Origin of the sequence: Bacillus sp. B1(2022) (genome assembly GCF_040259625.1) — a bacterium.
Lineage (GTDB): Bacteria > Bacillota > Bacilli > Bacillales > Bacillaceae > Bacillus > Bacillus velezensis.
This window is the reverse complement of sequence record NZ_JANIFO010000004.1, coordinates 111,780-138,270: the sequence shown is the minus strand read 5'-3', so window position 1 is coordinate 138,270 and position 26,491 is coordinate 111,780. Positions and strand designations below refer to the sequence as shown.

Here is a 26,491-nt window from a genome sequence, read left to right as displayed (position 1 = left end):
ATTACATAACCAGTTTGCTGCATATATATCACAAAGGGGGAATTGATATGAAATTACGTAAAAGCGCACTGATGATGCTAAGTGTTTTTATGGCGTTTGCCATCTTCCTGTCAGCCTGCTCCGGCTCAAAATCCACAAGCACCGAATCCAAACCGGCAGGAAAACCGCAAAAAGGCGGAGATTTGGTTGTCGGGTCAACCGGGGAACCCACACTTTTTAATCCACTTTATTCTACCGATGTTGCAAGTTCTGATATTGAAGGAATGCTTTACAGCACATTATTGGAAACTGATGAGAAATTAAACGTCAAGCCGTCGCTGGCTGAAAAAGTAACAGAAGCTGACGGGGGATTAACGTATGATGTAAAACTGAAAAAAGGCGTTAAATTCCATGATGGAAAAGAGCTGACGGCCGATGATGTTGTTTTCACCTACAGCATCCCTCTTAACAAGGATTACAACGGTGAGCGTGGCTCGGGTTTTGAGTCCCTTAAATCCGTAACGAAAAAAGGAAAATATGAAATTCAGTTTAAAATGAAGAAAAAAGATGCCTATTTCTATAATGTCGTTCTCGACAGTTACGGCATTTTGCCAAAACATATATTGGGTAAGGTGCCGGTTGCAGATCTGGGAGAGAATGAATTTAACCGTAAAAATCCAATCGGTTCCGGTCCGTTTAAGTTTGTTGAGTGGAAAAAGGGCGAGTATGTCAAACTGGAAGCAAATGATGATTACTTTGGCGGCAGACCTTACCTTGATACAGTGACAGTAAAAACAATACCTGATTCTAACGCGGCCGTGGCTCAGTTAAAAGCGGGGGATATTGATTTCTTCGTTGTGCCGGGCACAGATTTTGATACGGTTAAAACGTTTGGAAATGTGAAGGTCAAATCTGACCTTGGTTTAAACTACAGCTATATCGGCTGGAATGAGAAAAAAGAGATCTTTAAAGACAAAAAAGTGCGTCAGGCATTGACTTACGCTCTTGACAGGCAGGCAATGGTGGATCAAGTGCTGAACGGAGACGGTAAGGTAGCGGATGTTCCTGAGAGTCCGCTGTCATGGAATTATCCGAAGTCTAAAGTGCCGACATTTGATTATAATCCGAAAAAAGCAAAGCAGCTGCTAAAAGAAGCCGGATGGGAAGACCATGACGGTGACGGCTACCTTGATAAAGACGGAAAAAAATTCTCATTTGAAATTAAAACGAATCAAGGCAATAAAATTCGTGAAGATTTAGCTGTTGTCGTTCAGCAGCAATTAAAAGAAGTTGGAATCGAGGCTAAACCGCGAATTGTTGAATTCAGTGCGTTAATCGAACAGACAAGTGCCCCTAATTGGGATTATGACGCTCTTCTTCTCGGATGGAGTCTTGCAACGTTCCCGGATCAATTCTCTATCTTCCATTCAAGCCAATCGAAAAACGGGCTGAATAATATCTGGTATAAAAACCCGAAAGTCGATAAGCTGCTTGAAGAAGCGAAGACAATTACAGACAGAAAAGAATACCAAAAGAAGTATGAAGAGATATACAAATTGATTGCTGAAGATCAGCCGTACAGCTTCTTATTCTATTACAATTACCACAGAGCGATGCCGAATAATTTACAAGGCTATGTATTCCACCCTAAAAATGACTTGTACAATATTGAAAAATGGTGGCTGGATCAAAAATAGCAAAAGCCCTGGAGAGGGAAGGAGGTTCCTTTCCTCTCTTATCCTATTTAAAAAGGGGACAAGAACATGGTTACATATATTTTACGGCGAACATTAATGTCCTTGCCGATTCTCTTAGGCATTACAATTTTGTCGTTTGCCATCATGAAAGCAGCGCCGGGAGACCCGATGTCACTTATGATGGACCCTACAATCAGTCAAGCGGACAGGGCAAAATTCATTGAAAAATACGGGTTGAATGATCCGGAACCTGTTCAATATGTGAAATGGCTGGGGAATATGCTGCAAGGGGATTTCGGGACTTCTATCGTCAAGAAAGGCACTCCAGTTTCTGAACTTATCTTATCCCGCTTACCGAATACGATTGTGCTTATGCTTTTCTCAACCCTTGTCGCTCTTCTTATTTCTATTCCATTTGGTGTTCTGTCAGCGAAACGTCCTTATTCAAAATTGGATTACGGGATAACTGTTACTTCATTTTTAGGGCTTGCCATTCCGAATTTTTGGTTCGGTTTGATTTTAATCATGGTTTTATCTGTAAATCTGGGGTGGTTTCCCACTGGCGGAGTAAGCACTTTGAATGCTGACTTTAACATATTTGACCGATTGCATCACTTGATTCTGCCTGCTTTTGTGCTCGCCACGGCAGACATGGCAGGGATAACGAGATACACAAGATCCAGTATGCTTGATGTGTTAAAACAGGATTATATACGAACGGCGCGTGCGAAAGGATTCCGAGATAATAAAGTGATTTTTAAACACGGTTTGAGAAACGGACTTCTTCCTGTCATCACTATTTTTGGTCTGATGATACCGTCATTTATCGGGGGAGCGGTAGTGGTAGAACAGATTTTTACTTGGCCGGGTCTCGGCAAATTGTTTATTGATTCAGCCTTTTCGCGGGATTATCCGGTTATCATGGCCATGACGGTCATTTCAGCTGTTTTGGTTGTGGTGGGGAATTTAATTGCGGACATCTTATATGCGCTGGTTGATCCCCGCATTGAATATTAACAAAGAGAGGTGAGAGGTCAAATGTTACAGCCAAATACCGGCACACCCCCCAGCGAAGTAAAATTAAAGGAAAATATTCAATCCAAACCGGAAACAATGACGAAGATTTTTTTCGAAAAGTTCTTTCAAAATAAACTAGCTGTAATCGGAGCCGTTATATTAACCATCATCATCTTGTCAGCCTTATTCGCTTCGGTAATCGCTCCTTACTCTCCGGAGAGTCAATCTCTTATCAATCGTTTGAAGCCGCCGAGCTTAAAACATCTAATGGGAACTGATAAATTCGGAAGAGACATCTTTACGAGAGTTCTGTACGGGGCGCGCGTCTCCTTGCTTGTCGGATTCGCTTCTGTGATCGGCGCGATTACAATCGGGACAGTTGTCGGAGCCGTTGCCGGATATTTTAAAGGAATTGTCGATGCCGTTCTCATGAGAACCGTTGATATCGTATTATCCATACCTGATATATTTTTGCTTATTACACTTGTTACGATTTTTCAGCCCGGAATGGATAAATTAATTTTAATTTTCTCCCTTACAGGCTGGACAACAACGGCACGCCTTGTCCGAGGGGAGTTTTTATCGCTTCGTTCCAGAGAGTTTGTATTAGCTGCAAAGACGATCGGTACAAAAAATCATCACATCATCTTTTCTCATATATTGCCGAATGCGCTCGGACCGATTATTGTTTCAGCCACATTAAAGGTGGGAACGGTTATTTTGGCGGAATCTACATTAAGTTATCTCGGTTTCGGGATTCAGCCGCCGATCGCAAGCTGGGGCAATATGCTTCAGGATGCACAGAACTTTACGCTTATGATTCAGGCTTGGTGGTACCCGTTATTCCCAGGTTTGTTGATTCTTCTTACCGTATTGTGCTTTAACTTTGTCGGAGACGGGCTGCGTGATGCGCTTGATCCGAAAAATGTGAAATGATCTCCCGGACGGAACGGGAGATTTTTTTGTTGCGATGCAGTCAGAAATCCAGTTCCGTATTGCGGAAATCTCATATCGAAATGGAATAATTTATCTATCCCTTGCCTATACTGTGGACAACAGTTTTTATAAAGTGAGGGGTCGAATATGTTATTTCTTCATGATGTATGGGTCAATTGGTTTGAAGGGGAAGAAAACGGGTACAATGTATGCCATTTTCACGAATGGCGGAAGGAAGACACGGTTGAACTTTTGGATCAGACGCCGCTGCTCAGAGTGCCGTCGGTATTATTTCATTACATAGAAAACGACTTATCAGAGCTTCCGAAAGAGCTGCTTGACCAAGTCCACCAAAAGTCATACGTTCGAAAAAATCATGAGCGGACAAAGCTGGAGTATTGTTTTGTCGTGACAGACGGGATCGGCATCATTGCCGTGGATACGATCGGGTATACCATTCCGGTCAGAAAGAGCCGCCTGATTCCGAGACAGGAGCAGCTTGTTTATGAAATGGTAAAGGATGTAGAACCGGAATCGTTTCAATTTGAGCCGGCGCAATTGGAGTCTTCAAAGGAATATCACATTTTGTCATTGGCGCCGGAGCACGTCAGAGGGCTGACGAGAAAAGAGCGGCAGATCAAGCAGCTGATGTTTATGGCGCTCGACCAGCTGAAAGGGCTGAAAAACCGTGCGGAAATTGTGTATTGGTACACGGAATGGAATCCGCATATGTACGAGCAGATCAAACGGATGAGCTTTGAAGAGATTTGGGACATGCTTTACAATGAAACAATTGAAGGCTGGTCAGATAAACATCTTGCGTTCTGTGAAAATTTGATTAAAGGGCAGCCGTTTTTCGAAAAGCTTTGGGAAATGGAGCAGGAATCAAAAGTGAACTAAAAAAGAGGCGGGAATTCTCCCGCCTCTTTTCTTTATCTTCTTTTCCGTCCGAGACCCATGGCGTTTTCCATTTTCTTCACCATTTTGCCGGCCGTTTTGTTTGCGCGCGCCGCTCCTTCGTCGAGAATGCGGTCAAGTTCGTCGCTCTCAATTAATTCACGGTAGCGCTCTTGGATCGGTGTCAATGCGCCGATAACGACTTCGGCTAAATCGCTTTTGAATTCACCGTACCCTTTGCCTTCATATTTAGCTTCTAATTCTTCAATTGATGTGTTTCCTAAAATAGAATAGATCGTCAAAAGATTAGAAACGCCCGGTTTGTTTTCTTTATCATACTTTACAATGCCTTCAGAATCAGTCACGGCGCTCTTGATTTTCTTCTCGAGCTGCTTCGGCTCATCAAGCAGCGTGATGAATGCCTTTTGGTTCGGATCTGATTTGCTCATTTTTTTGAGCGGATCAGCCAGTGACATGATGCGCGCGCCTGATTCAGGAATTTTCACCTCAGGAATCGTGAAGATGTCATTGTATTTTTTATTGAAGCGTTCCGCTAGGTTGCGGGTCAGTTCAAGATGCTGTTTTTGATCTTCTCCGACCGGAACAAGATCCGTTCCGTACAGTAAAATATCGCCGGCCATCAGCGGCGGATAGGTTAACAGTCCTGACACGACGGCTTCTTTGCCCTTTGACTTATCTTTAAATTGCGTCATCCGCTCAAGCTCGCCGATATATGCGACGCATTGGAGCATCCACCCCGCCTGGGCATGAGCGGGAACCTCCGACTGGATAAAGAGGGTCGCTTTCTCGGGATCAAGTCCGACGGCCAGGTAAAGAGCCGCGAGGTTGCGGATGTTCTTCCGCAGCTCAAGCCGATCCTGCGGAACCGTAATCGCATGCTGATCGACAATACAGAAGTAGCCGTTGTAGTCATGCTGCAAATCAACAAATTGCTTCATTGCGCCGATGTAGTTGCCGAGGGTAACGGAACCGCTCGGCTGAATGCCAGAAAAAATCGTTTTCTTCATAGTTCTTACCTCATTTCTTAAAACATAATAAAAAAAGCCCATTCTTCCCGTAGAAAAAAGGGACGAATGAACCGTGGTGCCACCCTGATTATTCCATTACAATGGAATCGCTCGAGACGTTGGTAACGGAGGCTGCTCCGGCTGGGCCTACTAACGTTCGGTCAGCTGCTCAGAAGTCCATTCCACATCGCCCGTTACCTGCTCCCAGCACCGCAGACTCTCTTCAAACGGGTGAAAATGTGTACTACTCTTCATCATCGCAATCACAACAAATGTATTTGATTGATCTATTATAAATCAATTATAGCCAAATGTCATCAGAGGAATACAAGCTTATTTCCAGTTTGCTTAAGGGCTGGAAATCCTCAAAAAGAACTGAAAATGCTTAAATGATAACGTATATCAACATTTCGTATAACGAATATTATATGTAAAAAGCAATATGAACTGGAAATTGCAATAAAAAAATTTAGTTAGGTCATGCTTTAAACTATAGAAGTGTATCACCTTTTTGACAGAAAAACTGACCAAATTTAAATATTTTAAATTGAGAAAATAGTATTGCAATAAATTATTCATTTCATTATAATGAACTTGTTCACTCTATTGTTACAGCTTCTTTACATAAAATAATCAGAAAAGACGGAACACAATTAAAGTTTAGAAAAATATTAAGTTATTTTGTCTGATATTTCTGAGTATTTAGTAGTAAAGGCTGAAAAATTTGATTAGGGGGTTAGTGCATGAAAAAGCGTTGGTCTATTGTAGGTTTGATGCTTATCTTCTCGCTTGTATTAAGTGCGTGCGGCGGATTCAGCGGCGGATCAGGCGGCGGTAAAAAAGACACCAAAGGACAGACTTCACTTAATATCAATATTAAAACCGAGCCGTTCTCACTGCATCCTGGTTTAGCGAATGATTCCGTTTCAGGAGGCGTAATCCGCCAGACTTTTGAAGGATTGACACGCGTAAACTCCAAAGGTGAGCCTGAAGAAGGAATGGCATCTAAAATTGAAACAAGCAAAGACGGAAAGACCTATACATTTACGATTCGTGACGGTGCGAAATGGTCTAACGGCGACCCTGTGACGGCGCAGGATTTTGAATATGCGTGGAAATGGGCGCTTGACCCGAACAACGAATCACAATACGCTTATCAGCTCTACTACATCAAAGGCGCTGAAGCTGCCAATACAGGAAAAGGAAAGATTGATGATGTAGGCGTAAAAGCCGTAAATGACAAAACATTAAAGGTTGAACTGAATAACCCGACACCTTATTTCACGCAATTAACTTCATTCTATACGTATATGCCGATCAACAAGAAAATCGCGGAAAAACATAAAAACTGGAACACAAACGCGGGCGAAAATTATGTGTCAAACGGCCCGTTCAAAATGATGGCCTGGAAACACAGCGGTTCCATCACGCTCGAAAAGAACGATCAATATTGGGATAAAGACGCTGTGAAATTGAAGAAAATCAACATGGTGATGATTAACAATAACAACACCGAACTGAAAAAATTCCAGGCCGGTGAGCTTGACTGGGCAGGAATGCCGCTCGGCCAGCTTCCGACTGAATCTCTGCCGACATTGAAAAAAGACGGATCTCTTCACGTTGAACCGATCGCAGGCGTGTATTGGTACAAATTCAACACAGAAGAGAAACCGCTGAACAATGTCAACATCCGTAAAGCCCTTGCTTATGCGATCGACCGCTCGTCCATCGTGAAAAATGTAACGCAGGGCGAACAGATCCCGGCCATGGCTGCGGTGCCGCCGTCAATGAAGGGATTCAAGGATAACACAAAAGGTTATTTCAAAGACAATGACGTCAAATCAGCTAAAGAATTCTTAAATAAAGGACTGAAGGAATTAGGCGTCAAGAATGCCTCTGACCTTCCGGCGATCAAACTGTCCTACAATACGGATGACGCGCATGCGAAAATCGCGCAGGCCGTACAGGAAATGTGGAAAAAGAACTTGGGCGTCAAAGTTGAGCTTGATAACTCCGAATGGAATGTTTACATCGACAAGCTGCACAGCCAGAACTACCAAATCGGGCGTATGGGCTGGCTCGGCGATTTCAACGATCCGATCAACTTCCTAGAATTGTTCCGTGATAAAGAAGGCGGAAACAATGATACCGGATGGGAAGATCCTGAGTTTAAAAAGCTGCTGAACCAATCTCAGCTTGAAACGGATCCGGATAAACGTATCGAAGAGCTGAAAAAAGCAGAAAAGATCTTTATTGACGCAATGCCGGTCGCGCCAGTTTATTTCTATACGGATCCTTGGGTGCAGGATAAAAACCTCAAAAATGTGATCTTGACAGGAACAGGCGAAGTTTACTTCAGAAATGCTTCTTTTGAATAAAAGACGGTTCTGAAAACAAAAGACCCAAGGTATATGGGGAGGATGTCCCCATATACCTTTCTTACTGATTAAGTATAAAATTGTAAAAAACATGGAGGTGTTCACCTTGCTGAAATATATCGGTAAACGATTCATTTACATGATCATCACGCTGTTTGTGATTGTGACCGCCACATTCTTCTTAATGCAGGCAGCGCCGGGCGGACCATTTTCCGGCGAAAGAAAGCTGCCGCCTGAAATTGAGGCAAACTTAAACGAACACTATGGCCTGGACAAGCCTCTTTTCGTTCAATATGTCAGCTACTTAAAATCTGTAGCGATGTGGGACTTCGGACCTTCTTTTAAATATAAAGGCCAAAGTGTTAATGATTTAATCAATTCAGGCTTCCCCGTCTCATTCACTCTCGGTGCAGAAGCTATTCTCCTCGCTTTAGCGTTCGGTGTGCTTTTCGGGGTGCTTGCTGCCCTGTACCATAATAAATGGCAGGATTATACCATTGCGATTTTAACGATCTTTGGGATCTCAGTTCCGAGCTTTATATTGGCGACGATTTTGCAATATATTTTCTCAATTAAATTAGAACTGTTCCCGGTCGCAGGGTGGGAATCCTGGGCATACACCTTTCTGCCCTCTATTGCGCTCGCTTCCATGCCGATGGCGTTCATTGCCAGACTCTCCCGTTCAAGCATGATTGAAGTGTTAAACAGCGATTACATACGGACTGCAACAGCTAAAGGACTTTCCCGTCCGTCAGTCACCGTGCGCCATGCGCTTCGAAACGCGCTTTTGCCGGTCGTGACATATATGGGGCCGATGGCGGCATCCATTTTAACGGGAAGTTTCATCATTGAATCCATTTTCGGAATTCCCGGTTTAGGCGCGCATTTTGTAAACAGCATTACAAACCGTGATTATACGGTCATTATGGGAGTTACCGTGTTCTTCAGCGTGCTTCTGCTTTTATGCGTATTAATTGTAGACGTGCTGTACGGATTAATCGATCCGAGAATCAAGCTTTCCAAAGCAAAGAAAGGAGCCTAGACCATGCAGAACATTCCTAAAAATATGTTTGAACCAGCTTCAGCTAATGCCGGCGATGCCGAAAAAATAAATAAAAAAAGCCTTTCCCTCTGGAAAGACGCCATGCTCCGCTTCCGCAGCAATAAGCTTGCGATGGTCGGGTTCGTACTGATCGTTCTTATTATTCTGATGGCGATTTTTGCGCCTGTCTTTTCAAGGTATGATTATGCCACTACCAATCTATTAAATGCGGATAAAGCGCCGTCGAAAGATCATTGGTTCGGCACGGATGACCTTGGAAGGGATATATTCGTCCGGACATGGGTGGGCGCGCGGATTTCTATCTTTATCGGTGTTGCAGCTGCCGTGCTTGATTTATTAATCGGCGTAATCTGGGGCAGCATTTCCGGATTCCGCGGCGGACGCACAGATGAAGTGATGATGCGCATCGCCGACATTCTGTGGGCTGTTCCTTCATTATTAATGGTTATTTTGCTGATGGTTGTCCTGCCGAAAGGATTGCTGACCATTATCGTCGCCATGACGATCACGGGCTGGATCAATATGGCGAGGATCGTCCGCGGACAGGTGCTGCAATTAAAGAATCAGGAGTATGTGCTTGCTTCACAGACACTCGGCGCCAAAACCGGCCGGCTTTTGTTTAAGCATATCGTCCCGAACGCGATGGGCTCTATCCTCGTAACGATGACACTGACGGTTCCGACGGCGATTTTTACAGAAGCGTTTTTAAGTTATTTGGGCCTCGGCGTACCTGCGCCGCTTGCGAGCTGGGGAACGATGGCCTCAGACGGATTGCCTGCATTAACCTATTACCCTTGGCGTCTGTTCTTCCCTGCCGGCTTTATCTGCCTGGCGATGTTCGGCTTTAACGTTGTCGGCGACGGGTTAAGAGACGCGCTGGATCCTAAGTTACGCAAATAAGGAGTGATATGAGTGACACGTTTGCTAGAAGTAAAAGACTTAGCCATTTCATTTAAAACATACGGCGGAGAGGTACAGGCAATCCGCGGCGTGAATTTCCATTTGAATAAAGGAGAGACGCTTGCGATCGTGGGGGAGTCAGGTTCCGGAAAAAGTGTGACCTCCCAAGCGATTATGAAGCTGATCCCGATGCCGCCGGGCTACTTTAAAAGAGGACAGATTCTTTTTGACGGACGCGATATCGTGCCGATGTCTGAAAAAGAAATGCAGGCCATCAGGGGAAAGGACATCGGAATGATTTTCCAAGATCCGATGACCTCTCTGAACCCGACGATGAGAGTCGGCAAACAAATTACGGAAGTGCTTTTCAAACATGAAAAAATCTCAAGTGAAGCCGCGAAAAAGCGCGCCATAGAGCTGCTTGATCTCGTCGGAATTCCGATGCCCGAAAAAAGGATCGGCCAATTCCCCCATGAATTTTCAGGCGGGATGAGACAGCGTGTCGTCATCGCGATGGCGCTTGCGGCAAATCCGAAACTGTTAATTGCCGATGAACCGACAACAGCTCTTGATGTGACGATTCAGGCACAGATCCTTGAGCTGATGAAAGATCTGCAAAAGAAAATTGATACGTCTATCATTTTTATCACGCATGATCTCGGCGTTGTCGCCAATGTCGCCGACCGGGTCGCTGTCATGTACGCGGGTCAGGTCGTCGAATCGGGCACGGTGGATGAAATCTTTTATGATCCGCGCCATCCGTATACGTGGGGGCTGCTTGCCTCAATGCCTAGCCTGGACAGCACCGATCAGGAAAAACTGACGGCCATCCCGGGCACGCCGCCTGATCTGACGAACCCTCCGAAAGGGGATGCATTTGCGCTCCGCAGCTCATATGCGATGAAAATTGACTTTGAACAGGAACCGCCGATGTATAAAGTGTCTGATACGCATTTTGTGAAATCGTGGCTTCTGCATCCTGATGCGCCTAAGGTCGAGCCGCCTGAAGCGGTGAAGGCTAAAATCCGTCAGCTTCCGAATACGTATCAGCATCCTGTTTTAATGAAGGAAGGTGAAAAAAATGACTGAGAAGCTTCTCGAAATCAAACACTTAAAACAGCATTTTTTCACGCAGAAAGGAACGGTAAAAGCCGTAGATGATTTGTCATTTGATATTTATAAAGGCGAAACGCTCGGCCTTGTCGGAGAATCAGGCTGCGGTAAATCAACGACAGGCCGCAGCATTATCCGGCTGTATGAGGCAACCGGCGGGGAAGTTCTCTTTAACGGGGAAAATGTCCACGGGAAAAAATCCCGCAAGAAGCTGCTGGAGTTTAACCGGAAAATGCAGATGATTTTCCAGGATCCGTACGCATCTTTAAATCCGAGAATGACAGTCGCCGACATTATTGCCGAGGGAATAGATATTCACCGCCTGGCAAAAACGAAAAAAGAGCGGATGCAGCGGGTTCACGAACTGCTGGAAACGGTCGGTTTAAATAAAGAGCACGCCAACCGCTACCCGCATGAATTTTCGGGCGGACAGCGCCAGCGTATCGGAATCGCCAGAGCGCTGGCGGTTGATCCGGAGTTTATCATCGCGGACGAACCGATTTCGGCGCTTGATGTCTCCATTCAGGCGCAAGTCGTCAATTTAATGAAAGAATTGCAGAAAGAAAAAGGGCTCACTTACCTGTTTATCGCCCATGATTTATCAATGGTCAAATACATCAGCGATCGCATCGGCGTCATGTATTTCGGAAAATTGGTGGAGCTTGCGCCGGCGGATGAGCTTTACGAAAACCCGCTTCACCCATACACGAAATCATTGCTGTCCGCTATCCCGCTCCCTGATCCGGACTATGAAAGAAATCGCACGCGAAAGAAATACGATCCGTCCATTCATCAGCTGCAAGACGGAGAAAAGATGGAATTCAGAGAAGTGAAACCGGGACATTTTGTCATGTGCACAGAAGATGAATTTAAAACCTATCTATAAACGTATCATCCTCCAAGACTCAGTCTTGGAGGATTTTTTTGCGCACATTCAAGTTTATTAAGCCTGCTCCCGTTTTTCTATAATGGAAAAAAAGGGGGAAATCAGTATGAAAACCATTTTGTGCGCCATTTGTGCGGGACTGTTTATCAGTGCAGCCGCTTATCCGGCCCACGCCGCTGCGAAAGAGGAGCAGCCGCTTGTAAAAATAGCGCTGGCCGAAAAAGAACTGCCGAAATCAAATGCACGGTTCGCTTATCCGTCAGGGCTGCATTTTTCACATCCTGATAAGGTGCGGGGCATTTACGTCACAGGGCATTCGGCGGGAGGAAGCAAATTCGGAGAGCTGACAGACTTTGTGGACAAAACGGAGCTCAATACAATGGTGATTGATGTCAAGGACGACAACGGAAACCTCACCTTTAAGCCGGACGGCCATTCTGAGTATGCCAAAATCGCCAAGCCGTACATCAAAGACCCAAAAAAGATGATGAAAAAGCTGGAGGAAAAAAAGATCTATCCGATCGCGCGTATTGTCGTATTTAAAGACAGCGAACTCGCGAACAAAAAGCCGGAGTGGTCCTTTAAAGAAAAAAACGGAAGTGTCTGGAAAAACGGCCGCGGCGAATCGTTCGTCAATCCGTTTATGAAAGAAGTATGGGATTACAATGTAAAGATTGCAAAACAAGCCGTAAAGATGGGTTTTCAAGAAATTCAATTTGATTATGTCCGTTTTCCTGAAGGATTTGAAAAACGTGATGACGAACTGACATACGGACACGGCGATTACGGAAAAACAGCAGACAGCAATGTGCAAAAACGCGTTCACGCCGTCACCGATTTTGTCGGTTATGCGAAGAAAAAACTCAAGCCGTACGGCGCGGATGTGTCGGTTGATATTTTCGGCTATTCAGCCACGCTGCCGGAAGCGCCTGGTATCGGCCAGAATTTCAGCAAAATTTCAGAACAGGTCGATGTCATTTCATCCATGATTTATCCGAGCCATTGGACAAGCTATTTCGGCATTGATAAACCGGATCTTGAGCCTTACAATGTCGTCAAAGAATACGCGAAGGTGGAACATAAAAAACTGTCTAAGCTGAAACCCCCGCCTGTATCGCGTCCGTGGCTTCAGGACTTCACGGCATCATATCTCGGCAGCGGAAATTATCAAAAGTACGGAAAACGCCAGGTGGAAGACCAGGTTAGAGCGCTGCATGATGAAGGAATTGACGAATTTTTATTGTGGGACGCGGCAAACCGCTATACCAAAAACGTCGATTACACACCATTTTAAAAAAATTGAAACCATGTTAAAGGATCACACGTCTTAATAGATGTAAGATTGTTTAAACAATCGGAAATGGGGTATATCTAAAAGTGTGAAGACAACGAACCCATAAGGAGCAAATGAATGAACTGGTACGAAAAGCTGAGTGAATATTTTCCGATTGAAGAAATGAAATCAAAAGCGCATATGGAAGCTCTGTTAAAGGAGCAAAGCGATGTTTATCATAAAGAAGAGGGGCAGTACCACGTGCTGATGTATGCGGAATTTGACTCTTTCATCTTTATTGATTACCTGTTTGTGTCAAAGAAATCCAGAGGACAAGGCCTCGGAAGCAAGCTGATCGGCAGGCTGAAAAAGAAAAACAAGCCGATTCTGCTTGAGGTGGAGCCTGTTGACGAGGATGACACGGATACACAGAAACGCTTGCGTTTTTATCAAAGAGAGCATTTCAAGCACGCGCAGTCAATCGGGTATCGGCGCCGGTCATTGGCTACGAATGAAGTGAACAAAATGGAGATTCTGTACTGGTCACCTAAGACGGAATCAGAAGAAGAAATGTTTGAAGCAATGAAACAGACATATGAAAACATTCACACTTATAAAGATGAAAAATGGTACGGAGAATCATACGAAAAAACGGATGAAGTTCTCAAAGTCATTGATGAGAAAAAACGAAAAAACATTTTCGATCAGCTGAGCTAATTGAGAATGGGGAAACATCCGCCAGCCGTAAATTTGCCGGATTGACACATTTTTTTCTCAGGAGACTGTTCACACTTACTTTTTTATAGTATAATACCTATAAAGATTCCTTTTTTAAAGTCATTTCAATTTGAGAATACAAACATGTTCATCCTACTAATTAGAGGAGTGAAGATTAATGGTTACATTATACACATCACCTAGCTGTACGTCATGCAGAAAAGCAAGAGCTTGGCTTGAAGAGCACGAGATTCCGTTTGTAGAGAGAAACATTTTCTCCGAGCCGTTATCAATTGATGAGATCAAGCAGATTCTGCGTATGACTGAAGACGGTACGGATGAAATTATCTCTACCCGTTCTAAAGTATTCCAGAAACTGAACGTAAATGTTGAATCTATGCCGCTTCAAGACTTATATACTTTGATCAATGAGCATCCGGGACTGCTCCGCCGTCCGATCATCATTGATGAAAAACGTCTGCAAGTCGGCTATAACGAAGATGAAATCAGACGATTCCTGCCAAGAAAAGTGCGTTCTTTCCAATTAAGAGAAGCACAGCGTCTTGCCAACTGATATAAGCTTACGATAAGCATGGAAAAAGCCCAAAACCATCGCGGTTTGGGCTTTTTGTTATTTTTCGGTCTGCTGGTAAATCATACTGGCGAGGATAACAAATACGACGGTCAAAATCGGCAGCATCATTTGTATAATGCCGTGTTCTGCCATGAAAAATGACAGCTTGCTGTCTCCGGCAATCATTTCACCGCCGGTAAATGCGAGAAGACCGCTCCCGGCGTACATCAATAAAGGCATTTTGTCCATGGCGGCATGAACGAGCTTGCTGCCCCAAATGATAATCGGCACCGAGATGAAGAGACCGATCACTACAAGTGTCAGCTCACCGTGAGAAGCGCCGGCTACTGCGATGACATTGTCAAGCGACATAAAGATATCAGCCATAACGATTGTGCGGATGGCTTTCCAAAGAGAAGAACTGCTTTTCACATGCTGCGCATCTTTCTTTTCAATCAGAAGCTGATAGCCGAGATACAATAAAAATACCCCGCCTACGCATTGCAAAAAAGGAACATTCAATAAATAGACCGCAGCGCTCGTCAGAACGATTCTCAAGACGACTGCGATAAACGTTCCGAAGATGATCGCTTGCTGTCTTTGTTTATGGGCCAGATTCCGGCTGGCCATCGCGATGACGACGGCATTGTCACCGCCGAGAATAAGGTCAATTCCGATAATGAGCAGAAGGGACAGCAGGTAATCGTGCGGCATGGTAACACCTCGCTTATAGATCGATTGCTTGTACAGCTAATATATGAAGCGGTGCGCTATTTATGATGGGAACCGGGAGAAAGCCTGTTTTTCGGTGTGAAAATGCTTTTTTATTTCTTTTATAACTGTTTTATCATAAAATAGAAATATAAAGAATTTGCGCTGTCTTCTATAAGGTTAAGATGTGGACGGAATGGGTAAAGTGTAGTAAAGTACTATTCATCGGGAGCTTAGATGTCCCTTCAACATCTTATAAAGAAGGGAAGGTTGGCAAAATGGAAATAGAAAGAATTAATGAGCATACTGTAAAATTTTATATGTCTTATGGTGATATTGAAGATCGCGGTTTTGACAGAGAAGAAATCTGGTACAATCGCGAGCGCAGTGAAGAACTGTTCTGGGAAGTCATGGATGAAGTGCATGATGAAGAGGAATTCGCTGTCGAGGGTCCTCTTTGGATTCAGGTTCAGGCATTGGACAAAGGACTGGAAATAATCGTAACAAAAGCCCAGCTTTCCAAGGACGGACAAAAACTCGAACTGCCGATCCCGGAAGATAAAAAACAAGAGCCGGCAGATGAAAATCTCGATGCTTTACTTGATGATTTCCAGAAAGAAGAGCAGGCCGAGAGCCGGGAAGATAAGGAGCAAAAGCTTCAGTTCACTTTGCGGTTCGATGATTTTGAGGATCTCATCTCGCTATCAAAATTGAATCTTAACGGAATTAAAACGACCCTGTATTCGTTTGAAGACCGATATTATTTATATGCAGATTTTTATGAGCAAACTGATGAAGAGGTTGAAAATCAGCTAAGCATCCTGTTGGAGTACGCGCACGAATCATCAGTCAGCATTCACCGTCTTGAAGAATACGGCAAATTGGTGATCGCTGATCATGCGTTATATACAATAAAAAAACACTTTGCATCATAACAAACCGATTTCTCTCAGCAGAAATCGGTTTTTTTTGTTCTGAATGACAGGATGAACGGCTGAAAACCGTATAACGGCTCTCATCCGCAAACAGGATTATATCTTCTTCCTGCTGAATACAACAAGATTCAGGAAAGGAGAAGATGCAACATGTTCAGTGCTGTGACTGCCGACGGACGGCTCATTCAGCTGGCCGGAAGCTATTCAAAGGAAAAAGCGGCGGAGCTGAGAAAGAAACGCTGGTTCTGCCCCGTTTGCAAAAGTGAGCTTGATATCAAACTGGGACGGGAGAAACTGCCGCACTTCGCTCATAAAAAAAGCAGGCTGTGTCCAGGGGAATCCGAACCTGAAAGCGAATACCATCTGGAAGGAAAAAGGCAGCTTTTTCTCTGGCTAAAGACACAAGGGTGCAGCGTCAGCCTGGAACCGTATCTGACTTCCGCCGGACAGCGGCCTGACTTGACGGCGGAAAGCGGAGAAGAGAGGCTGGCTTTTGAATTTCAATGTGCGAACCTTTCGGCGGACTCTTTAAAGAGCCGGACAGCAGGCCTGAAAAACGCCGGGTACCGGCCGGTCTGGATCATCGGAGCAAAACGGTTAAAACGGATGGCCGCGCAATTTTTCCGGCTTTCTGCTTTTCACTGGCAGTTCTTTGAAGTCCATTCATTTTCCTCCTTACTGTTTTACTGCCCCGACGCCCGCTCCTTTTACAGGCTGCATTCCATCACTCCGTTTTACACCGGCTATTCTTATGCCGGCTTAATTACAATCCCTCTTCACAAAGCAAACCTGAAAGACATTTGTCATCCGGAAGGGCGGCACAGCGTCAGACTTCCCTCGTGGGGACGTGCCGTAGCCGGCTTCCGCAACAAAAGCGGGCGGTTTTTATCTGAAGATGCCGGTCTTATCCGGCGTCTTTTTTACGAAAGACATCAGGTCGCATTTCCATTTCTCCCATCTGAAGTGTTTATTCCTGTTTCAGCGGGCTTTGTGTTTGCAAGTCCCGTTTTTGTGTGGCAGGGCCATTTATACTTGCGGCTTGCGGAACTTTCTAAAAAAGGCGCGCCGATCCGATTATCCGGCATGGTTCATGATTTGCGGCAAAAAATCAGGCGTAAGGAGATTCGGATGCGGTATGGTTCACAAGATAGCCTTATCGGAATGGCGGTAAAACAATATGCTGATTTCTTATGCTTGCAGGATTTTTTAAGGGAAATTGAGAATGAAGTATATATGCCCTCATCTCAACGGAAGCTCCCTCAAACGGCAGATGAGCTGCGCCGGCGGGATCTGCTCTTTTTTGGGGAATGAGAATGCTTCATTTCGTTCACCCTAACGTCAAGGTGGTGGCGAATGTGAGGGGCGTACAAGCAGTTTGTTTTCGTTTTTTCACTGTATTATTGGTATGCTCGGTCTTATATGCCGCATATGATTTGACAAAAGGCAGTGAAAAGCCGGAAGATAATCACAACACAAGTTTTTGGAGAAACAATCGTTTTTTCAATTGGCTTGAAGTAAAGAAAACGAGGGGGATCACCATGACTGAGGAAAATAAAGCAGCACAGCTGCCTGACAGAAGTGAAGTAAAGGCAGAGCATACATGGAGACTAGAGGATATTTTTCCTAGTGATGAGGCCTGGAATAAAGAATTTCAAGCAGTTAAAGAATTAATCCCGAATTTATCTTCTTTTAAAGGCACGCTTGCTCATTCGGCTGATAATTTATACGCGGCGCTTACGGCACAGGATGAAGTGACGAACCGCCTTGGGAAACTTTATGCATACGCGCATATGCGCTCAGACCAAGATACGGGAAATTCTTTCTACCAAGGGCTGAACGACAAAGCCGCAAGCCTGTATTCTCAGGCTGCCAGCGCGACTGCTTACATTGAACCGGAAATTCTGGCGATTCAGGAGGACAAGCTGCACCAGTTTATTCTGGAAAAAGAGGAGCTTAAACTTTACTCCCATGCAATTGAAGAAATTACAAAACAGCGTCCGCACGTGCTGAGCGAACAAGAAGAGGCCCTGCTTGCGGAAGCCTCAGAAGCGCTGTCGTCGCCTTCCAATACATTCAGTGTTTTAAATAACGCCGATATTACGTTTCCGTCGATTAAAGATGAAAACGGCAAGGAAACTCAAATCACACACGGCAACTTTATTAATTTCCTGGAAAGCAGCAATCGTGAAGTCCGCAAAAACGCATTTGAAGCCGTATATAAAACATACGGACAGTATAAAAACACGATGGCGACTACACTCAGCGGCACTGTGAAAAAAGATAATTTTTACGCCCGTGTGAAAAAGTATAAATCAGCACGGGAAGCGGCTTTATCCAATAACAGCATCCCTGAAGAAGTTTACGATAACCTTATTAAAACGATCAATAAACATCTTCCGTTATTACACCGTTACATTGACCTGCGGAAAAAGGTTCTCGGCCTTGATGAAGTCCATATTTATGACCTTTACACACCGCTTGTAAAAGATTCGGGAATGAAGGTCACATATGAGGAAGCGAAAGATTATATGCTCAAAGGACTTGCTCCGCTGGGCGAGGAATACGCGTCTATTTTAAAAGAAGGACTTGAAAACCGCTGGGTCGATATATACGAAAATAAAGGAAAACGCAGCGGTGCTTATTCGTCCGGTACATACGGCACGAATCCGTACATCTTGATGAACTGGCATGACAATGTCAATAATCTGTTTACGCTCGTTCACGAGTTCGGCCATTCCGTGCACAGCTACTATACGAGAAAATATCAGCCGTATCCGTACGGTAACTACAGCATTTTTGTCGCTGAAGTCGCTTCAACGACCAATGAAGCGCTGCTCGGTGAATATATGCTGAACAGCTTAAAGGATGAAAAACAGCGTCTGTACCTGCTCAACCATATGCTTGAAGGATTCAGAGGCACAGTGTTCAGACAGACGATGTTCGCTGAATTTGAGCATCTGATTCATACGAAAGCGCAGGAAGGCGAGCCGCTAACGCCTGAACTGCTGAACGAACTTTATTATGATCTGAATAAAAAGTATTTCGGTGACAACATGGTGATTGATAAAGAAATCAGTCTGGAATGGTCAAGAATTCCGCATTTCTATTACAATTATTATGTGTATCAATATGCGACAGGCTACAGTGCGGCCCAAGCGCTGAGCAGCCAGATCTTAAAAGAAGGCAAGCCTGCGGTGGAGCGCTATACCGAATTCTTAAAAGCGGGAAGCTCGGAATATCCGATCGACATACTGAAAAAAGCGGGAGTCGATATGACATCGCCTGAACCGATCGAGGCAGCCTGCAAAATGTTTGAAGAGAAACTGAACGAAATGGAAGAGCTTCTTTCGAAAGTGAACCCTTCGTAATTCAAAAAAGCCTGTGCATAAGATGCGCAGGCTTTTTCTAAAACCCTTTAAACGTTTTTCTGTGATTCAGCCGATACAGGGCAAACAATATGGACAGAAACAGCAGGGGAGATGTAATGTAAATCGGCAGCATGTGCATCATGGCCAGCAGGTTTAAAAAGAAGAAAAACACAATCATTCCGATGATCAATACGGTGCGGAGCATTGATTTCCCTCCTTGTTTTTCATTGATATATTCTATGAAAACAAGCAGTCAGTTATGTTTTGTGACAAAAATATGAACATTAATCTTATGGCTTGTCAAAACTCGACAAGATTTGATATGATAAGGATGTGAAATTGATCACAAACAAACATTACCCCTTTGTTTGACCGTGAAAAATTTCTCCCATCCCCTTTGTTGTCGTTAAGACATATGAAACCGCGCTTATCCCGGCGCGGTTTCTTTATTTGCACAAAAAAAGCCGGCTCCGTAAGGAATCAGCTTTTTTTAATGATCACAACAGGTGACATCCTCCTGGGTGCCGGCCAGAGATTTCCAAAACAGACCGTGCTTTGCTTCCACTCTGGCGACCTTTTTGGCGAATGCCAGTTTTTTCATTTCTTTTTCAACTTCTTCTAGACTCAAATCATAAACGAGTGCGATTTCTTTCGATGCGACAAACCGGAAATATTCAATGAAACATTCCAAAGGCGGCGTTTCAGAAGGCTTCGGTTCATCCCCGAGCATTTCGAATAAGATCTCTTCGTATACGTCATAAGAATAGTTGCCGGGAACCTTCAGCCCTTCATCATCATGCAGGCTGTTAAAGAACGTCAATGTCGGGTTGACGGTGACGTCCATTTCCGCCGCGATTTTCATATCGCACTGAAGCGCTTTTACCGCGCTTTGCGAATGGAGGTCGCGCTTGAATTCTTCAACATCCAATTTCGTCTTTTCGGCAATCTCTAAAAGAACGTCTTCATCCGTAATATTCTGCTTGGAAACAAACAGGCTTTCCTGCATGCTGCGGAGAAACAGAATGCCCGCTTTTCTTCCCTGCAGTTCGGCCGCTTTTAAAGCGAGTGCGGCAAGGTAGGGCGATGAAAGAGGCTGATCCTGCTCAAGCCAAAGGCTTCCGTCACAGGGCATCCCGGAACGGTTCGCAATTTTTTCCCAAGCTTCGGCAAGGAGGTGTTTTTTCCGCTTTTGCTTATTCAGCGATGTAATGCTCGCGGAAACAATGATCCGCAGCGTAAAAAAACGTCCGTATTTGATTTTTAATTTTTTTATGGCGGGCTCCAGCGACCAGCATTCAGGACATAAAGGGTCGACAAACATGTAAATTTCGAGCGGTTTTTTTGGATGTCCGTGGCAATGGGCGAAGTATTGCTCATGCTGATAATTCGTCAATATGATCGATCCTCCGCTTCTGACTGGTTTACCATATGCCTGGCCGTCAGTTCCAGACGCCCGTACAGAAATTCACGAATATCGCCCTCCAGCCCGACCTGATCCATCGCTTTGCTCATACAGCTTAGCCACGCATCAGCCCTCTCGTCCGTAATCGGAAAGGGGAGATGCCTTGCCCTGAGCATGGGATGTCCGTGCTCTTCAGTATAAAGAGGAGGTCCGCCCAAATACTGGGTTAAAAATTGCTTTTGTTTTCTGGCCGTTTCAGTCAAATCACTTGGAAATATCGGCTTCAGCAAGGGATGAGACGAGACACGCTCATAAAAAGTATCAACAAGTTGCGATAGAAGTTCCTCTCCAATCGCTTCATATGGTGCGTTAAACGATTGTCCCATGTTGACTACTCCTTTATATGGCTAATAGGAATCATAATTCCCATTGCGAATTTATCTTTCAGTTTTACTATCTTCAGTTACTGTATATTTTAGCAATAACATTTTATTTCTACAAACAAAGTGCCTTTCTGTCAGGCGCTTGTATTTCATATCATATCACATCGCCTTCATTCATGTGTAAGATTTCACTCCGCAAAAAAACCAGAGGGCGAAGGAAGCCTCTCTGGTTTACGCGTAATACTGTTTGGTTATGTTTTTGACATATTGCTGTGTTTCCTTAAACGGCGGAATGCCTCCGTACCGATCTACGTTGCCGGGGCCTGCGTTGTAGGCGGCTAACGCCAGAGATACATTTCCGTCGTATTTCGTGAGCATCTGCTTTAGGTACTTTGTGCCGCCCTCAGCGTTCTGGACGGGATCAAGCGGGTTTGACACCCCGAGTGATTCTGCCGTGGAAGGCATGAGCTGCATCAGTCCCATTGCCCCCGCACCGCTGACCGCTTTCGGATTAAAGCCTGATTCCTGTTTAATAACCGCGCGGATCAGCTTTTCGTCCACTCCGTATTTTTCGGCCGCTTTCTGAATGGCGCTGTCTATTGAAAAGTTTCCGGTGCTGATATCAGAAGCCGCATCCGGAGACTTTATGCCCGGGGAAGCGGTCTGTGAAGCAGCCGCGGAGCCGGATGAAACGGGAATTCTCGGTGAATATGAAGCGTGAGCGGTCCGCACACCGTTTAAAATTCCTGATTCCGGCTGCTGCCGGACGGCTGTGTCCGTATACTGGCTGAGCAGCGCGCTGAAATTTGCAAGCGGGCTTTCTGAAGATTGTCCGCCTGAAGCCGTGCTTGTATGAGAGATTGATTGCAGCGCCATTGATTGCAGCTGGAGAAGGGCCGCCCAATTCGTGATATTCACTGTGTCATTCCACCTTTTTTTGTTTCTGTTCATAAAAACGCTGGATTTTATTTTTCGTGATCCGCTCTGGGATGCCGAATTGCTTGAGCAATTGTTCAAACGCCCGTTTTCCTTCATCCCAGTCAGCAGCTTCGAATTCCAATTCAAAGTCTTCTTTCTCTAAATATCGGCTGTGATCTAAAATGATTAAGCCTTTTTCTGATTCTTTTTCCGCGCGTGCGGTCGACAGCGTTCCGAAATAGCAAATGTGTTCTGAGTTGATTCCGAGACCTTCCAGCTGACGTTTGACGGGGCCATCCGGAATCTTGAAGACGTCAAGATCAGGTGCCGCAAGCTCTTGGTGGGTTTCCAGCAGACCGACCGCGGCAGGCTCTTTTAACGTCAGAACGAACGCGCCGTCTTTTTCTCGGATGCGGAGTGCTGATTTTTTTTGTTTCAGGGAAAAATCTTTCGTGTCGAAATAATGATTGACCTGCTGTTTAAAATCATGTTCTTTCATGCAGAGTGCTTCACTCAGCTTCAGAAATTCTGATTTTGTCAGCAGGTTTTTGAATTCAATTTCTATTTCTTGGGTCATGACAGTCTTCCTTTCAGGACGAAAAATTGTATAATTCCCATTATCTCTTTAGAGGTTACGTTTATCAATATCGACCTTGATATGATAAAATAAATGCTGTACTTTGTTAAAAAAGGAGAACATTATGCAAAAGAGAATTGAAATCCAAAATGCATCATTAACAGAAGACGCGCTCCGCTTGAAGTGCGGAGAGGACTTAAGCGGAGCGGAACGCAAAGCCTCAGGTCAAATGCTTGTTGATTCCGATCACTTTGCTTTTGTATACATACTTGAATCAGCTGACTCTTTTGAATATGTCATTATAAAAGAACATATCTGGCCGGATCTGAAAGAAGCCTTAGACCAAAGAAAACCGGCGGTCCTTGAGGCCGGCGGAAAAACGGTTGAACTTTCAGGGCTGCATGAAGAACTCGATTATCTTCTTGAAAATATTAAAGATAATGCAAACTACGGAGATATGGAAGAAAAAGTGAAAAGCGTATTTCTTTAGAACAGGTTCGGAATTGGGGGATGTACGATGGATGACAAACAATGGGAGCAATTTCTAGCGCCATACCGCCAGGCTGTTGAAGAATTAAAGGTGAAGCTGAAAGGCGTCAGAACCCTTTATGAGTATGAAGATGACCACTCACCGATTGAGTTTGTGACAGGCCGCGTGAAGCCGGTGGCGAGCATACTTGAAAAAGCGAGACGAAAAAGCATACCGCTTCATCAGATTGAAACGATGCAGGATATCGCGGGGCTGCGTATTATGTGCCAATTCGTCGATGATATCCAGATCGTCAAAAATATGCTGTTTGCCAGAAAAGATTTTACCGTTGTCGATAAGCGGGATTACATAGCAGAGCATAAGGAAAGCGGATATCGGTCTTACCACCTTGTCGTTTTATATCCTTTACAAACAACGTCCGGAGAAAAGCACGTTCTTGTGGAAATACAGATTCGGACGCTTGCCATGAACTTTTGGGCAACCATTGAGCATTCACTGAATTACAAATACAGCGGGAACATTCCCGAAAAAGTAAAGCTGAGGCTGCAGCGGGCCTCAGAAGCCGCATCCCGGCTCGATGAAGAAATGTCAGAAATCCGCGGAGAAATCCAGGAAGCCCAAGCCGCGTTCTCGCGAAAGAAAAAAGCGGGAGACCACCAGTAGGAAAGGAGGGGAATGGCATGAAATTTGCCGTTTCTTCAAAAGGAGACGAGGTTTCAGATACACTGAAAAGCAAAATACAGGCGTATTTACTCGATTTTGATATGACCTTGGATGAAAAAGAGCCGGAAATCGTGATTTCCGTCGGCGGTGACGGAACGCTTCTTTACGCATTTCACAGGTACAGCGACCGTCTCGATAAAACGGCGTTTGTCGGAGTTCACACGGGGCATTTGGGTTTTTATGCCGATTGGGTTCCGCAGGAGATAGAAAAGCTCGTTCTGGCTATTGCCAAAACGCCGTATCATACCGTGGAGTATCCCCTTCTTGAGGTGATTGTCACTTATCATGATGAAGAGCGTGAGGAGCGGTATCTGGCTTTGAACGAATGTACGATCAAAAGCATAGAAGGCAGTCTCGTCGCTGACGTGGAAATTAAAGGCCAGCTGTTTGAAACGTTCAGGGGGGACGGTTTATGTCTGTCCACGCCTTCCGGAAGCACGGCTTATAATAAGGCGTTAGGCGGCGCGATCATCCACCCTTCCATCAGAGCGATACAGCTTGCGGAAATGGCATCCATCAACAACAGAGTGTTCAGGACTGTCGGCTCGCCGCTTTTGCTTCCCGATCATCATAACTGTGTCATCAAACCGAGAAACGACGTCGACTTTCAAGTCACAATTGATCATTTAACCTTGCTGCATAAGGATGTCAAGTCCATTCTATGCCGTGTGGCAAATGAAAAAGTCAGATTTGCAAGATTCCGTCCTTTTCCGTTTTGGAAAAGGGTGCAGGACTCCTTTATCGGAAAAGGCGAATAGAAAGAGGAAACGGATTGGACAACTTTTTTATCCAAAAGAACATGACTGCCCGGGAAGCCGGCATGACGGTAAAAGAATATACGGCTCTGCTCGGCATTTCAAAGCGGCTTCTCGCTGACATTAAATTCGGCGGGGGAGACCTGCTTGTGAACGGAGAGCATGTAACCGTCCGCGCCGTGTTAGCGGAAGGAGACGTGCTTAAGATTGAATTTCCGAAGGAGCATGTGAGTGAAACGCTTTTGCCTGAGCCGGTTCCCCTTGATATTCTTTATGAAGATGACCATGTGCTTGTGGTCAATAAACAGCCGTATGTCTCCTCAATTCCATCAAGAGAACACCCGTCGGAGAGCATCGCTAACGGAGTGATCAGCCACTACCGAAAAAGCGGCGTACAATCAACGGTTCATCTTGTCACCCGCCTTGACAGGGATACATCGGGGGCGATGCTGATCGCCAAACATCGGCTTTCCCATTCTCTTTTGTCGGCAGCACAGAAGAAGGGGCTTGTCAGCAGGCGGTATCTCGCTGTCGTACACGGGATCATGCCTCAGAAGGAAGGAACGGTGGACGCGCCCATCGGAAGAAAACACGACAGTATTATTGAGCGGATGGTAACGCCGGAGGGACAACGAGCGGTGACGCATTTTCAAACGGAAAAAGCGGGACATGCGTTTACGCTTGCAGCCCTGCGGCTGGAAACGGGGCGGACGCATCAAATCCGGGTGCACATGAGCTACCTCGGCCACCCGTTAGTCGGTGATACACTGTACGGCGGAAAAAATGAGGGAATTGCGCGGCAGGCTCTTCACAGTGAGCGGCTTTCATTCGTACACCCCATGACCGGAAAAACGCTCGTTTTTCACGCTCCGGTGCCTGACGATATGAAAACATTAATTGAACAAATGTAAAGCCCGAACCGTTTGCCGGTTTCGGGCTTTTTTTCATGCCTGCCTTCCGTGATCCTCGCGAAATCGTGAGGCATCATAGGGCATTGAGCTTTCCACAGAGACGGTTTCATGCTCCGGAAAGCGAAAGCCTGTCAGTTGATTGCCGAAGACGCATCCTGTATCAATGTTGATTGTACGGTTGACGATCCGGGGGCGTTTTACCGGGGTATGGCCGTAAACAATCCATGCCTTGCCTTCATAAGCGGCGGCCCAGTCTCTTCTGACGGGTCTGCCGTCGGGATACGTTTCACCCGTGATATCGCCGTACAGAACAAATTCTTTTACCTTACGCGAGTATTTACCGATATCGTCAGCTTTTATGCCGGCGTGGGCGACAACGAGATCGCCATTATGTAAAATGTCATAAAGCGGCGCTGACTCATATAATCGGATAAATTGTCTGGAGACTTCCGTTCTGTCGGCGGGAGACAGCTCTTTCAGTTCGGCTGCCGTCGTTTCCAGTCCGTGCATCACTTTTACGGGGTTTCCTTTTAAGTAACGGTACAGTTTGTTGCAATGATTTCCCGGGACATAACGGACGGCTCCTTTTTCATATGCTTTTGCCACAAAACGCATCACTTCTACGGATTTTGGGCCTCTGTCCGTTAAATCCCCCGCAAAGACAAGCGTCCTGCCTTCAGAGTGAACGGGCGTTCCGTCTTTGACTTCATATCCGAGCTTTTGCATTAACGCGATCATTTCGTCATAACATCCGTGTATATCGCTGATGATGTCATAAGCCATTCGTGTCTGCCTCCTTATTAACGTTTTTTTATTTATTATGGGGCTAATTCCTATACCTAATTACGCTGTTTTTGCAC

The 26,491-nt window shown here is 45.1% G+C and carries 27 protein-coding genes and 1 other annotated feature; of the genes, 19 read left to right on the top strand and 8 right to left on the bottom strand.

Annotation, left to right across the window (positions count from 1 at the left end; all coding sequences use genetic code 11):
* Positions 1 to 47: 47 nt before the first annotated feature.
* From NQS30_RS09210 to NQS30_RS09195, 4 genes are all read left to right on the top strand, one after another.
* Positions 48 to 1,676 (top strand): peptide-binding protein, encoded by a 1,629-nt coding sequence (locus tag NQS30_RS09210; RefSeq protein WP_007409118.1) that lies wholly within the window; start codon positions 48 to 50, stop codon positions 1,674 to 1,676.
* Between the two features lie 66 nt (positions 1,677 to 1,742).
* Positions 1,743 to 2,693, top strand: coding sequence for an ABC transporter permease (locus NQS30_RS09205; protein ID WP_003155051.1), 951 nt, complete (start codon positions 1,743 to 1,745; stop codon positions 2,691 to 2,693).
* A gap of 21 nt (positions 2,694 to 2,714) precedes the next feature.
* The gene (opp4C, locus tag NQS30_RS09200; protein ID WP_007409117.1) at positions 2,715 to 3,629 is read left to right on the top strand and encodes an oligopeptide ABC transporter permease; all 915 of its coding nucleotides are present in this window, start codon (positions 2,715 to 2,717) and stop codon (positions 3,627 to 3,629) included.
* Positions 3,630 to 3,776: 147 nt separating this feature from the next.
* The gene (locus tag NQS30_RS09195) at positions 3,777 to 4,529 is read left to right on the top strand and encodes a YjbA family protein (RefSeq protein WP_007409116.1); all 753 of its coding nucleotides are present in this window, start codon (positions 3,777 to 3,779) and stop codon (positions 4,527 to 4,529) included.
* A gap of 32 nt (positions 4,530 to 4,561) precedes the next feature.
* Here NQS30_RS09195 and trpS read toward each other — a convergent pair whose 3' ends face one another.
* Positions 4,562 to 5,554 carry a tryptophan--tRNA ligase gene (gene trpS / locus NQS30_RS09190; RefSeq protein ID WP_014304785.1) on the bottom strand — a complete coding sequence of 331 codons (993 nt, stop codon included), beginning with the start codon at positions 5,552 to 5,554 and terminating at the stop codon, positions 4,562 to 4,564.
* Positions 5,555 to 5,609: 55 nt separating this feature from the next.
* Positions 5,610 to 5,821, bottom strand: a binding site (T-box leader).
* Between the two features lie 476 nt (positions 5,822 to 6,297).
* On the opposite strand from trpS, the gene NQS30_RS09185 reads away from it, so the two are divergent.
* The 8 genes from NQS30_RS09185 to spx all read left to right on the top strand — a co-directional run bounded on the left by NQS30_RS09185 (position 6,298) and on the right by spx (position 14,458).
* Positions 6,298 to 7,932: a peptide ABC transporter substrate-binding protein gene (locus NQS30_RS09185; RefSeq protein WP_015239566.1), complete on the top strand. Its 1,635-nt coding sequence runs from the start codon at positions 6,298 to 6,300 to the stop codon at positions 7,930 to 7,932.
* Between the two features lie 106 nt (positions 7,933 to 8,038).
* On the top strand, positions 8,039 to 8,974 hold the full coding sequence (locus NQS30_RS09180) for an ABC transporter permease (RefSeq protein WP_015239567.1): 936 nt from the start codon (positions 8,039 to 8,041) through the stop codon (positions 8,972 to 8,974).
* A 3-nt stretch (positions 8,975 to 8,977) separates the two neighbouring features.
* Positions 8,978 to 9,895: an oligopeptide ABC transporter permease OppC gene (oppC, locus tag NQS30_RS09175; protein ID WP_007409113.1), complete on the top strand. Its 918-nt coding sequence runs from the start codon at positions 8,978 to 8,980 to the stop codon at positions 9,893 to 9,895.
* 12 nt (positions 9,896 to 9,907) lie between these two features.
* A complete protein-coding gene (locus NQS30_RS09170; protein ID WP_003155039.1) occupies positions 9,908 to 10,984 on the top strand; it encodes an ABC transporter ATP-binding protein in 1,077 nt (358 codons plus the stop codon).
* Positions 10,977 to 11,894, top strand: a complete 918-nt coding sequence (gene oppF / locus NQS30_RS09165; protein WP_012117283.1) for an oligopeptide ABC transporter ATP-binding protein OppF — start codon at positions 10,977 to 10,979, stop codon at positions 11,892 to 11,894. Before NQS30_RS09170 ends, oppF begins: the two co-directional genes overlap by 8 nt.
* A gap of 106 nt (positions 11,895 to 12,000) precedes the next feature.
* Positions 12,001 to 13,188: a putative glycoside hydrolase gene (locus NQS30_RS09160; RefSeq protein WP_032866147.1), complete on the top strand. Its 1,188-nt coding sequence runs from the start codon at positions 12,001 to 12,003 to the stop codon at positions 13,186 to 13,188.
* Positions 13,189 to 13,305: 117 nt separating this feature from the next.
* Positions 13,306 to 13,884 carry a GNAT family N-acetyltransferase gene (locus NQS30_RS09155; protein WP_007409110.1) on the top strand — a complete coding sequence of 193 codons (579 nt, stop codon included), beginning with the start codon at positions 13,306 to 13,308 and terminating at the stop codon, positions 13,882 to 13,884.
* 178 nt (positions 13,885 to 14,062) lie between these two features.
* Positions 14,063 to 14,458 carry a transcriptional regulator Spx gene (spx, locus tag NQS30_RS09150; RefSeq protein ID WP_003155034.1) on the top strand — a complete coding sequence of 132 codons (396 nt, stop codon included), beginning with the start codon at positions 14,063 to 14,065 and terminating at the stop codon, positions 14,456 to 14,458.
* 57 nt (positions 14,459 to 14,515) lie between these two features.
* Here the strand turns inward: spx and NQS30_RS09145 are convergent, their stop codons facing one another.
* Positions 14,516 to 15,172, bottom strand: coding sequence for a TerC family protein (locus NQS30_RS09145; RefSeq protein WP_032866146.1), 657 nt, complete (start codon positions 15,170 to 15,172; stop codon positions 14,516 to 14,518).
* Positions 15,173 to 15,447: 275 nt separating this feature from the next.
* Between NQS30_RS09145 and mecA the strand changes: the two genes are divergently transcribed.
* From mecA to pepF, 3 genes are all read left to right on the top strand, one after another.
* The gene (gene mecA / locus NQS30_RS09140; protein ID WP_003155032.1) at positions 15,448 to 16,104 is read left to right on the top strand and encodes an adaptor protein MecA; all 657 of its coding nucleotides are present in this window, start codon (positions 15,448 to 15,450) and stop codon (positions 16,102 to 16,104) included.
* Positions 16,105 to 16,254: 150 nt separating this feature from the next.
* Entirely contained in the window at positions 16,255 to 17,415 is a 1,161-nt protein-coding gene (locus tag NQS30_RS09135) for a competence protein CoiA family protein (RefSeq protein ID WP_032866145.1), read from the top strand.
* Between the two features lie 227 nt (positions 17,416 to 17,642).
* Entirely contained in the window at positions 17,643 to 19,472 is a 1,830-nt protein-coding gene (gene pepF / locus NQS30_RS09130) for an oligoendopeptidase F (protein WP_007409107.1), read from the top strand.
* Positions 19,473 to 19,509: 37 nt separating this feature from the next.
* Here pepF and NQS30_RS09125 read toward each other — a convergent pair whose 3' ends face one another.
* The 5 genes from NQS30_RS09125 to NQS30_RS09105 form a co-directional block, all read right to left on the bottom strand.
* On the bottom strand, positions 19,510 to 19,677 hold the full coding sequence (locus tag NQS30_RS09125) for a hypothetical protein (protein WP_003155026.1): 168 nt from the start codon (positions 19,675 to 19,677) through the stop codon (positions 19,510 to 19,512).
* A gap of 285 nt (positions 19,678 to 19,962) precedes the next feature.
* Positions 19,963 to 20,865 carry a protease adaptor protein SpxH gene (gene spxH / locus NQS30_RS09120; RefSeq protein ID WP_003155024.1) on the bottom strand — a complete coding sequence of 301 codons (903 nt, stop codon included), beginning with the start codon at positions 20,863 to 20,865 and terminating at the stop codon, positions 19,963 to 19,965.
* Complete coding sequence (locus NQS30_RS09115) at positions 20,862 to 21,260, bottom strand: globin domain-containing protein (protein WP_003155023.1); 399 nt, start codon at positions 21,258 to 21,260, stop codon at positions 20,862 to 20,864. Before NQS30_RS09115 ends, spxH begins: the two co-directional genes overlap by 4 nt.
* 228 nt (positions 21,261 to 21,488) lie before the next feature.
* A complete protein-coding gene (locus NQS30_RS09110; RefSeq protein ID WP_007409105.1) occupies positions 21,489 to 22,175 on the bottom strand; it encodes a lytic transglycosylase domain-containing protein in 687 nt (228 codons plus the stop codon).
* A 4-nt stretch (positions 22,176 to 22,179) separates the two neighbouring features.
* Positions 22,180 to 22,752: a CYTH domain-containing protein gene (locus NQS30_RS09105; protein ID WP_014417426.1), complete on the bottom strand. Its 573-nt coding sequence runs from the start codon at positions 22,750 to 22,752 to the stop codon at positions 22,180 to 22,182.
* A 124-nt stretch (positions 22,753 to 22,876) separates the two neighbouring features.
* Here NQS30_RS09105 and NQS30_RS09100 point away from each other — a divergent pair, with 124 nt between their 5' ends.
* The 4 genes from NQS30_RS09100 to NQS30_RS09085 are packed head-to-tail and all read left to right on the top strand — an operon-like array spanning position 22,877 to position 25,631.
* On the top strand, positions 22,877 to 23,242 hold the full coding sequence (locus NQS30_RS09100; protein WP_003155020.1) for a UPF0738 family protein: 366 nt from the start codon (positions 22,877 to 22,879) through the stop codon (positions 23,240 to 23,242).
* A gap of 27 nt (positions 23,243 to 23,269) precedes the next feature.
* Positions 23,270 to 23,905 carry a GTP diphosphokinase gene (yjbM, locus tag NQS30_RS09095; protein WP_007610625.1) on the top strand — a complete coding sequence of 212 codons (636 nt, stop codon included), beginning with the start codon at positions 23,270 to 23,272 and terminating at the stop codon, positions 23,903 to 23,905.
* A gap of 17 nt (positions 23,906 to 23,922) precedes the next feature.
* Positions 23,923 to 24,723: an NAD kinase gene (locus tag NQS30_RS09090; protein WP_003155018.1), complete on the top strand. Its 801-nt coding sequence runs from the start codon at positions 23,923 to 23,925 to the stop codon at positions 24,721 to 24,723.
* Positions 24,724 to 24,737: 14 nt separating this feature from the next.
* The gene (locus NQS30_RS09085) at positions 24,738 to 25,631 is read left to right on the top strand and encodes an RluA family pseudouridine synthase (RefSeq protein ID WP_015239575.1); all 894 of its coding nucleotides are present in this window, start codon (positions 24,738 to 24,740) and stop codon (positions 25,629 to 25,631) included.
* Between the two features lie 33 nt (positions 25,632 to 25,664).
* Here NQS30_RS09085 and prpE read toward each other — a convergent pair whose 3' ends face one another.
* Positions 25,665 to 26,414, bottom strand: coding sequence for a bis(5'-nucleosyl)-tetraphosphatase PrpE (gene prpE, locus NQS30_RS09080; protein ID WP_007409101.1), 750 nt, complete (start codon positions 26,412 to 26,414; stop codon positions 25,665 to 25,667).
* Between the last annotated feature and the right edge of the window lie 77 nt (positions 26,415 to 26,491).

Bases quoted from the DNA above. Each gene is read 5' to 3' on its own strand.
- NQS30_RS09210 (WP_007409118.1), top strand. From the start codon at position 48: ATGAAATTACGTAAAAGCGCACTGATGATGCTAAGTGTTTTTATGGCG.
- NQS30_RS09205 (WP_003155051.1), top strand. From the start codon at position 1,743: ATGGTTACATATATTTTACGGCGAACATTAATGTCCTTGCCGATTCTC.
- opp4C (WP_007409117.1), top strand. From the start codon at position 2,715: ATGTTACAGCCAAATACCGGCACACCCCCCAGCGAAGTAAAATTAAAG.
- NQS30_RS09195 (WP_007409116.1), top strand. From the start codon at position 3,777: ATGTTATTTCTTCATGATGTATGGGTCAATTGGTTTGAAGGGGAAGAA.
- trpS (WP_014304785.1), bottom strand. From the start codon at position 5,554: ATGAAGAAAACGATTTTTTCTGGCATTCAGCCGAGCGGTTCCGTTACC.
- NQS30_RS09185 (WP_015239566.1), top strand. From the start codon at position 6,298: ATGAAAAAGCGTTGGTCTATTGTAGGTTTGATGCTTATCTTCTCGCTT.
- oppC (WP_007409113.1), top strand. From the start codon at position 8,978: ATGCAGAACATTCCTAAAAATATGTTTGAACCAGCTTCAGCTAATGCC.
- oppF (WP_012117283.1), top strand. From the start codon at position 10,977: ATGACTGAGAAGCTTCTCGAAATCAAACACTTAAAACAGCATTTTTTC.
- NQS30_RS09160 (WP_032866147.1), top strand. From the start codon at position 12,001: ATGAAAACCATTTTGTGCGCCATTTGTGCGGGACTGTTTATCAGTGCA.
- NQS30_RS09155 (WP_007409110.1), top strand. From the start codon at position 13,306: ATGAACTGGTACGAAAAGCTGAGTGAATATTTTCCGATTGAAGAAATG.
- spx (WP_003155034.1), top strand. From the start codon at position 14,063: ATGGTTACATTATACACATCACCTAGCTGTACGTCATGCAGAAAAGCA.
- NQS30_RS09145 (WP_032866146.1), bottom strand. From the start codon at position 15,172: ATGCCGCACGATTACCTGCTGTCCCTTCTGCTCATTATCGGAATTGAC.
- mecA (WP_003155032.1), top strand. From the start codon at position 15,448: ATGGAAATAGAAAGAATTAATGAGCATACTGTAAAATTTTATATGTCT.
- NQS30_RS09135 (WP_032866145.1), top strand. From the start codon at position 16,255: ATGTTCAGTGCTGTGACTGCCGACGGACGGCTCATTCAGCTGGCCGGA.
- pepF (WP_007409107.1), top strand. From the start codon at position 17,643: ATGACTGAGGAAAATAAAGCAGCACAGCTGCCTGACAGAAGTGAAGTA.
- NQS30_RS09125 (WP_003155026.1), bottom strand. From the start codon at position 19,677: ATGCTCCGCACCGTATTGATCATCGGAATGATTGTGTTTTTCTTCTTT.
- NQS30_RS09115 (WP_003155023.1), bottom strand. From the start codon at position 21,260: ATGGGACAATCGTTTAACGCACCATATGAAGCGATTGGAGAGGAACTT.
- NQS30_RS09105 (WP_014417426.1), bottom strand. From the start codon at position 22,752: ATGACCCAAGAAATAGAAATTGAATTCAAAAACCTGCTGACAAAATCA.
- NQS30_RS09100 (WP_003155020.1), top strand. From the start codon at position 22,877: ATGCAAAAGAGAATTGAAATCCAAAATGCATCATTAACAGAAGACGCG.
- yjbM (WP_007610625.1), top strand. From the start codon at position 23,270: ATGGATGACAAACAATGGGAGCAATTTCTAGCGCCATACCGCCAGGCT.
- NQS30_RS09090 (WP_003155018.1), top strand. From the start codon at position 23,923: ATGAAATTTGCCGTTTCTTCAAAAGGAGACGAGGTTTCAGATACACTG.
- prpE (WP_007409101.1), bottom strand. From the start codon at position 26,414: ATGGCTTATGACATCATCAGCGATATACACGGATGTTATGACGAAATG.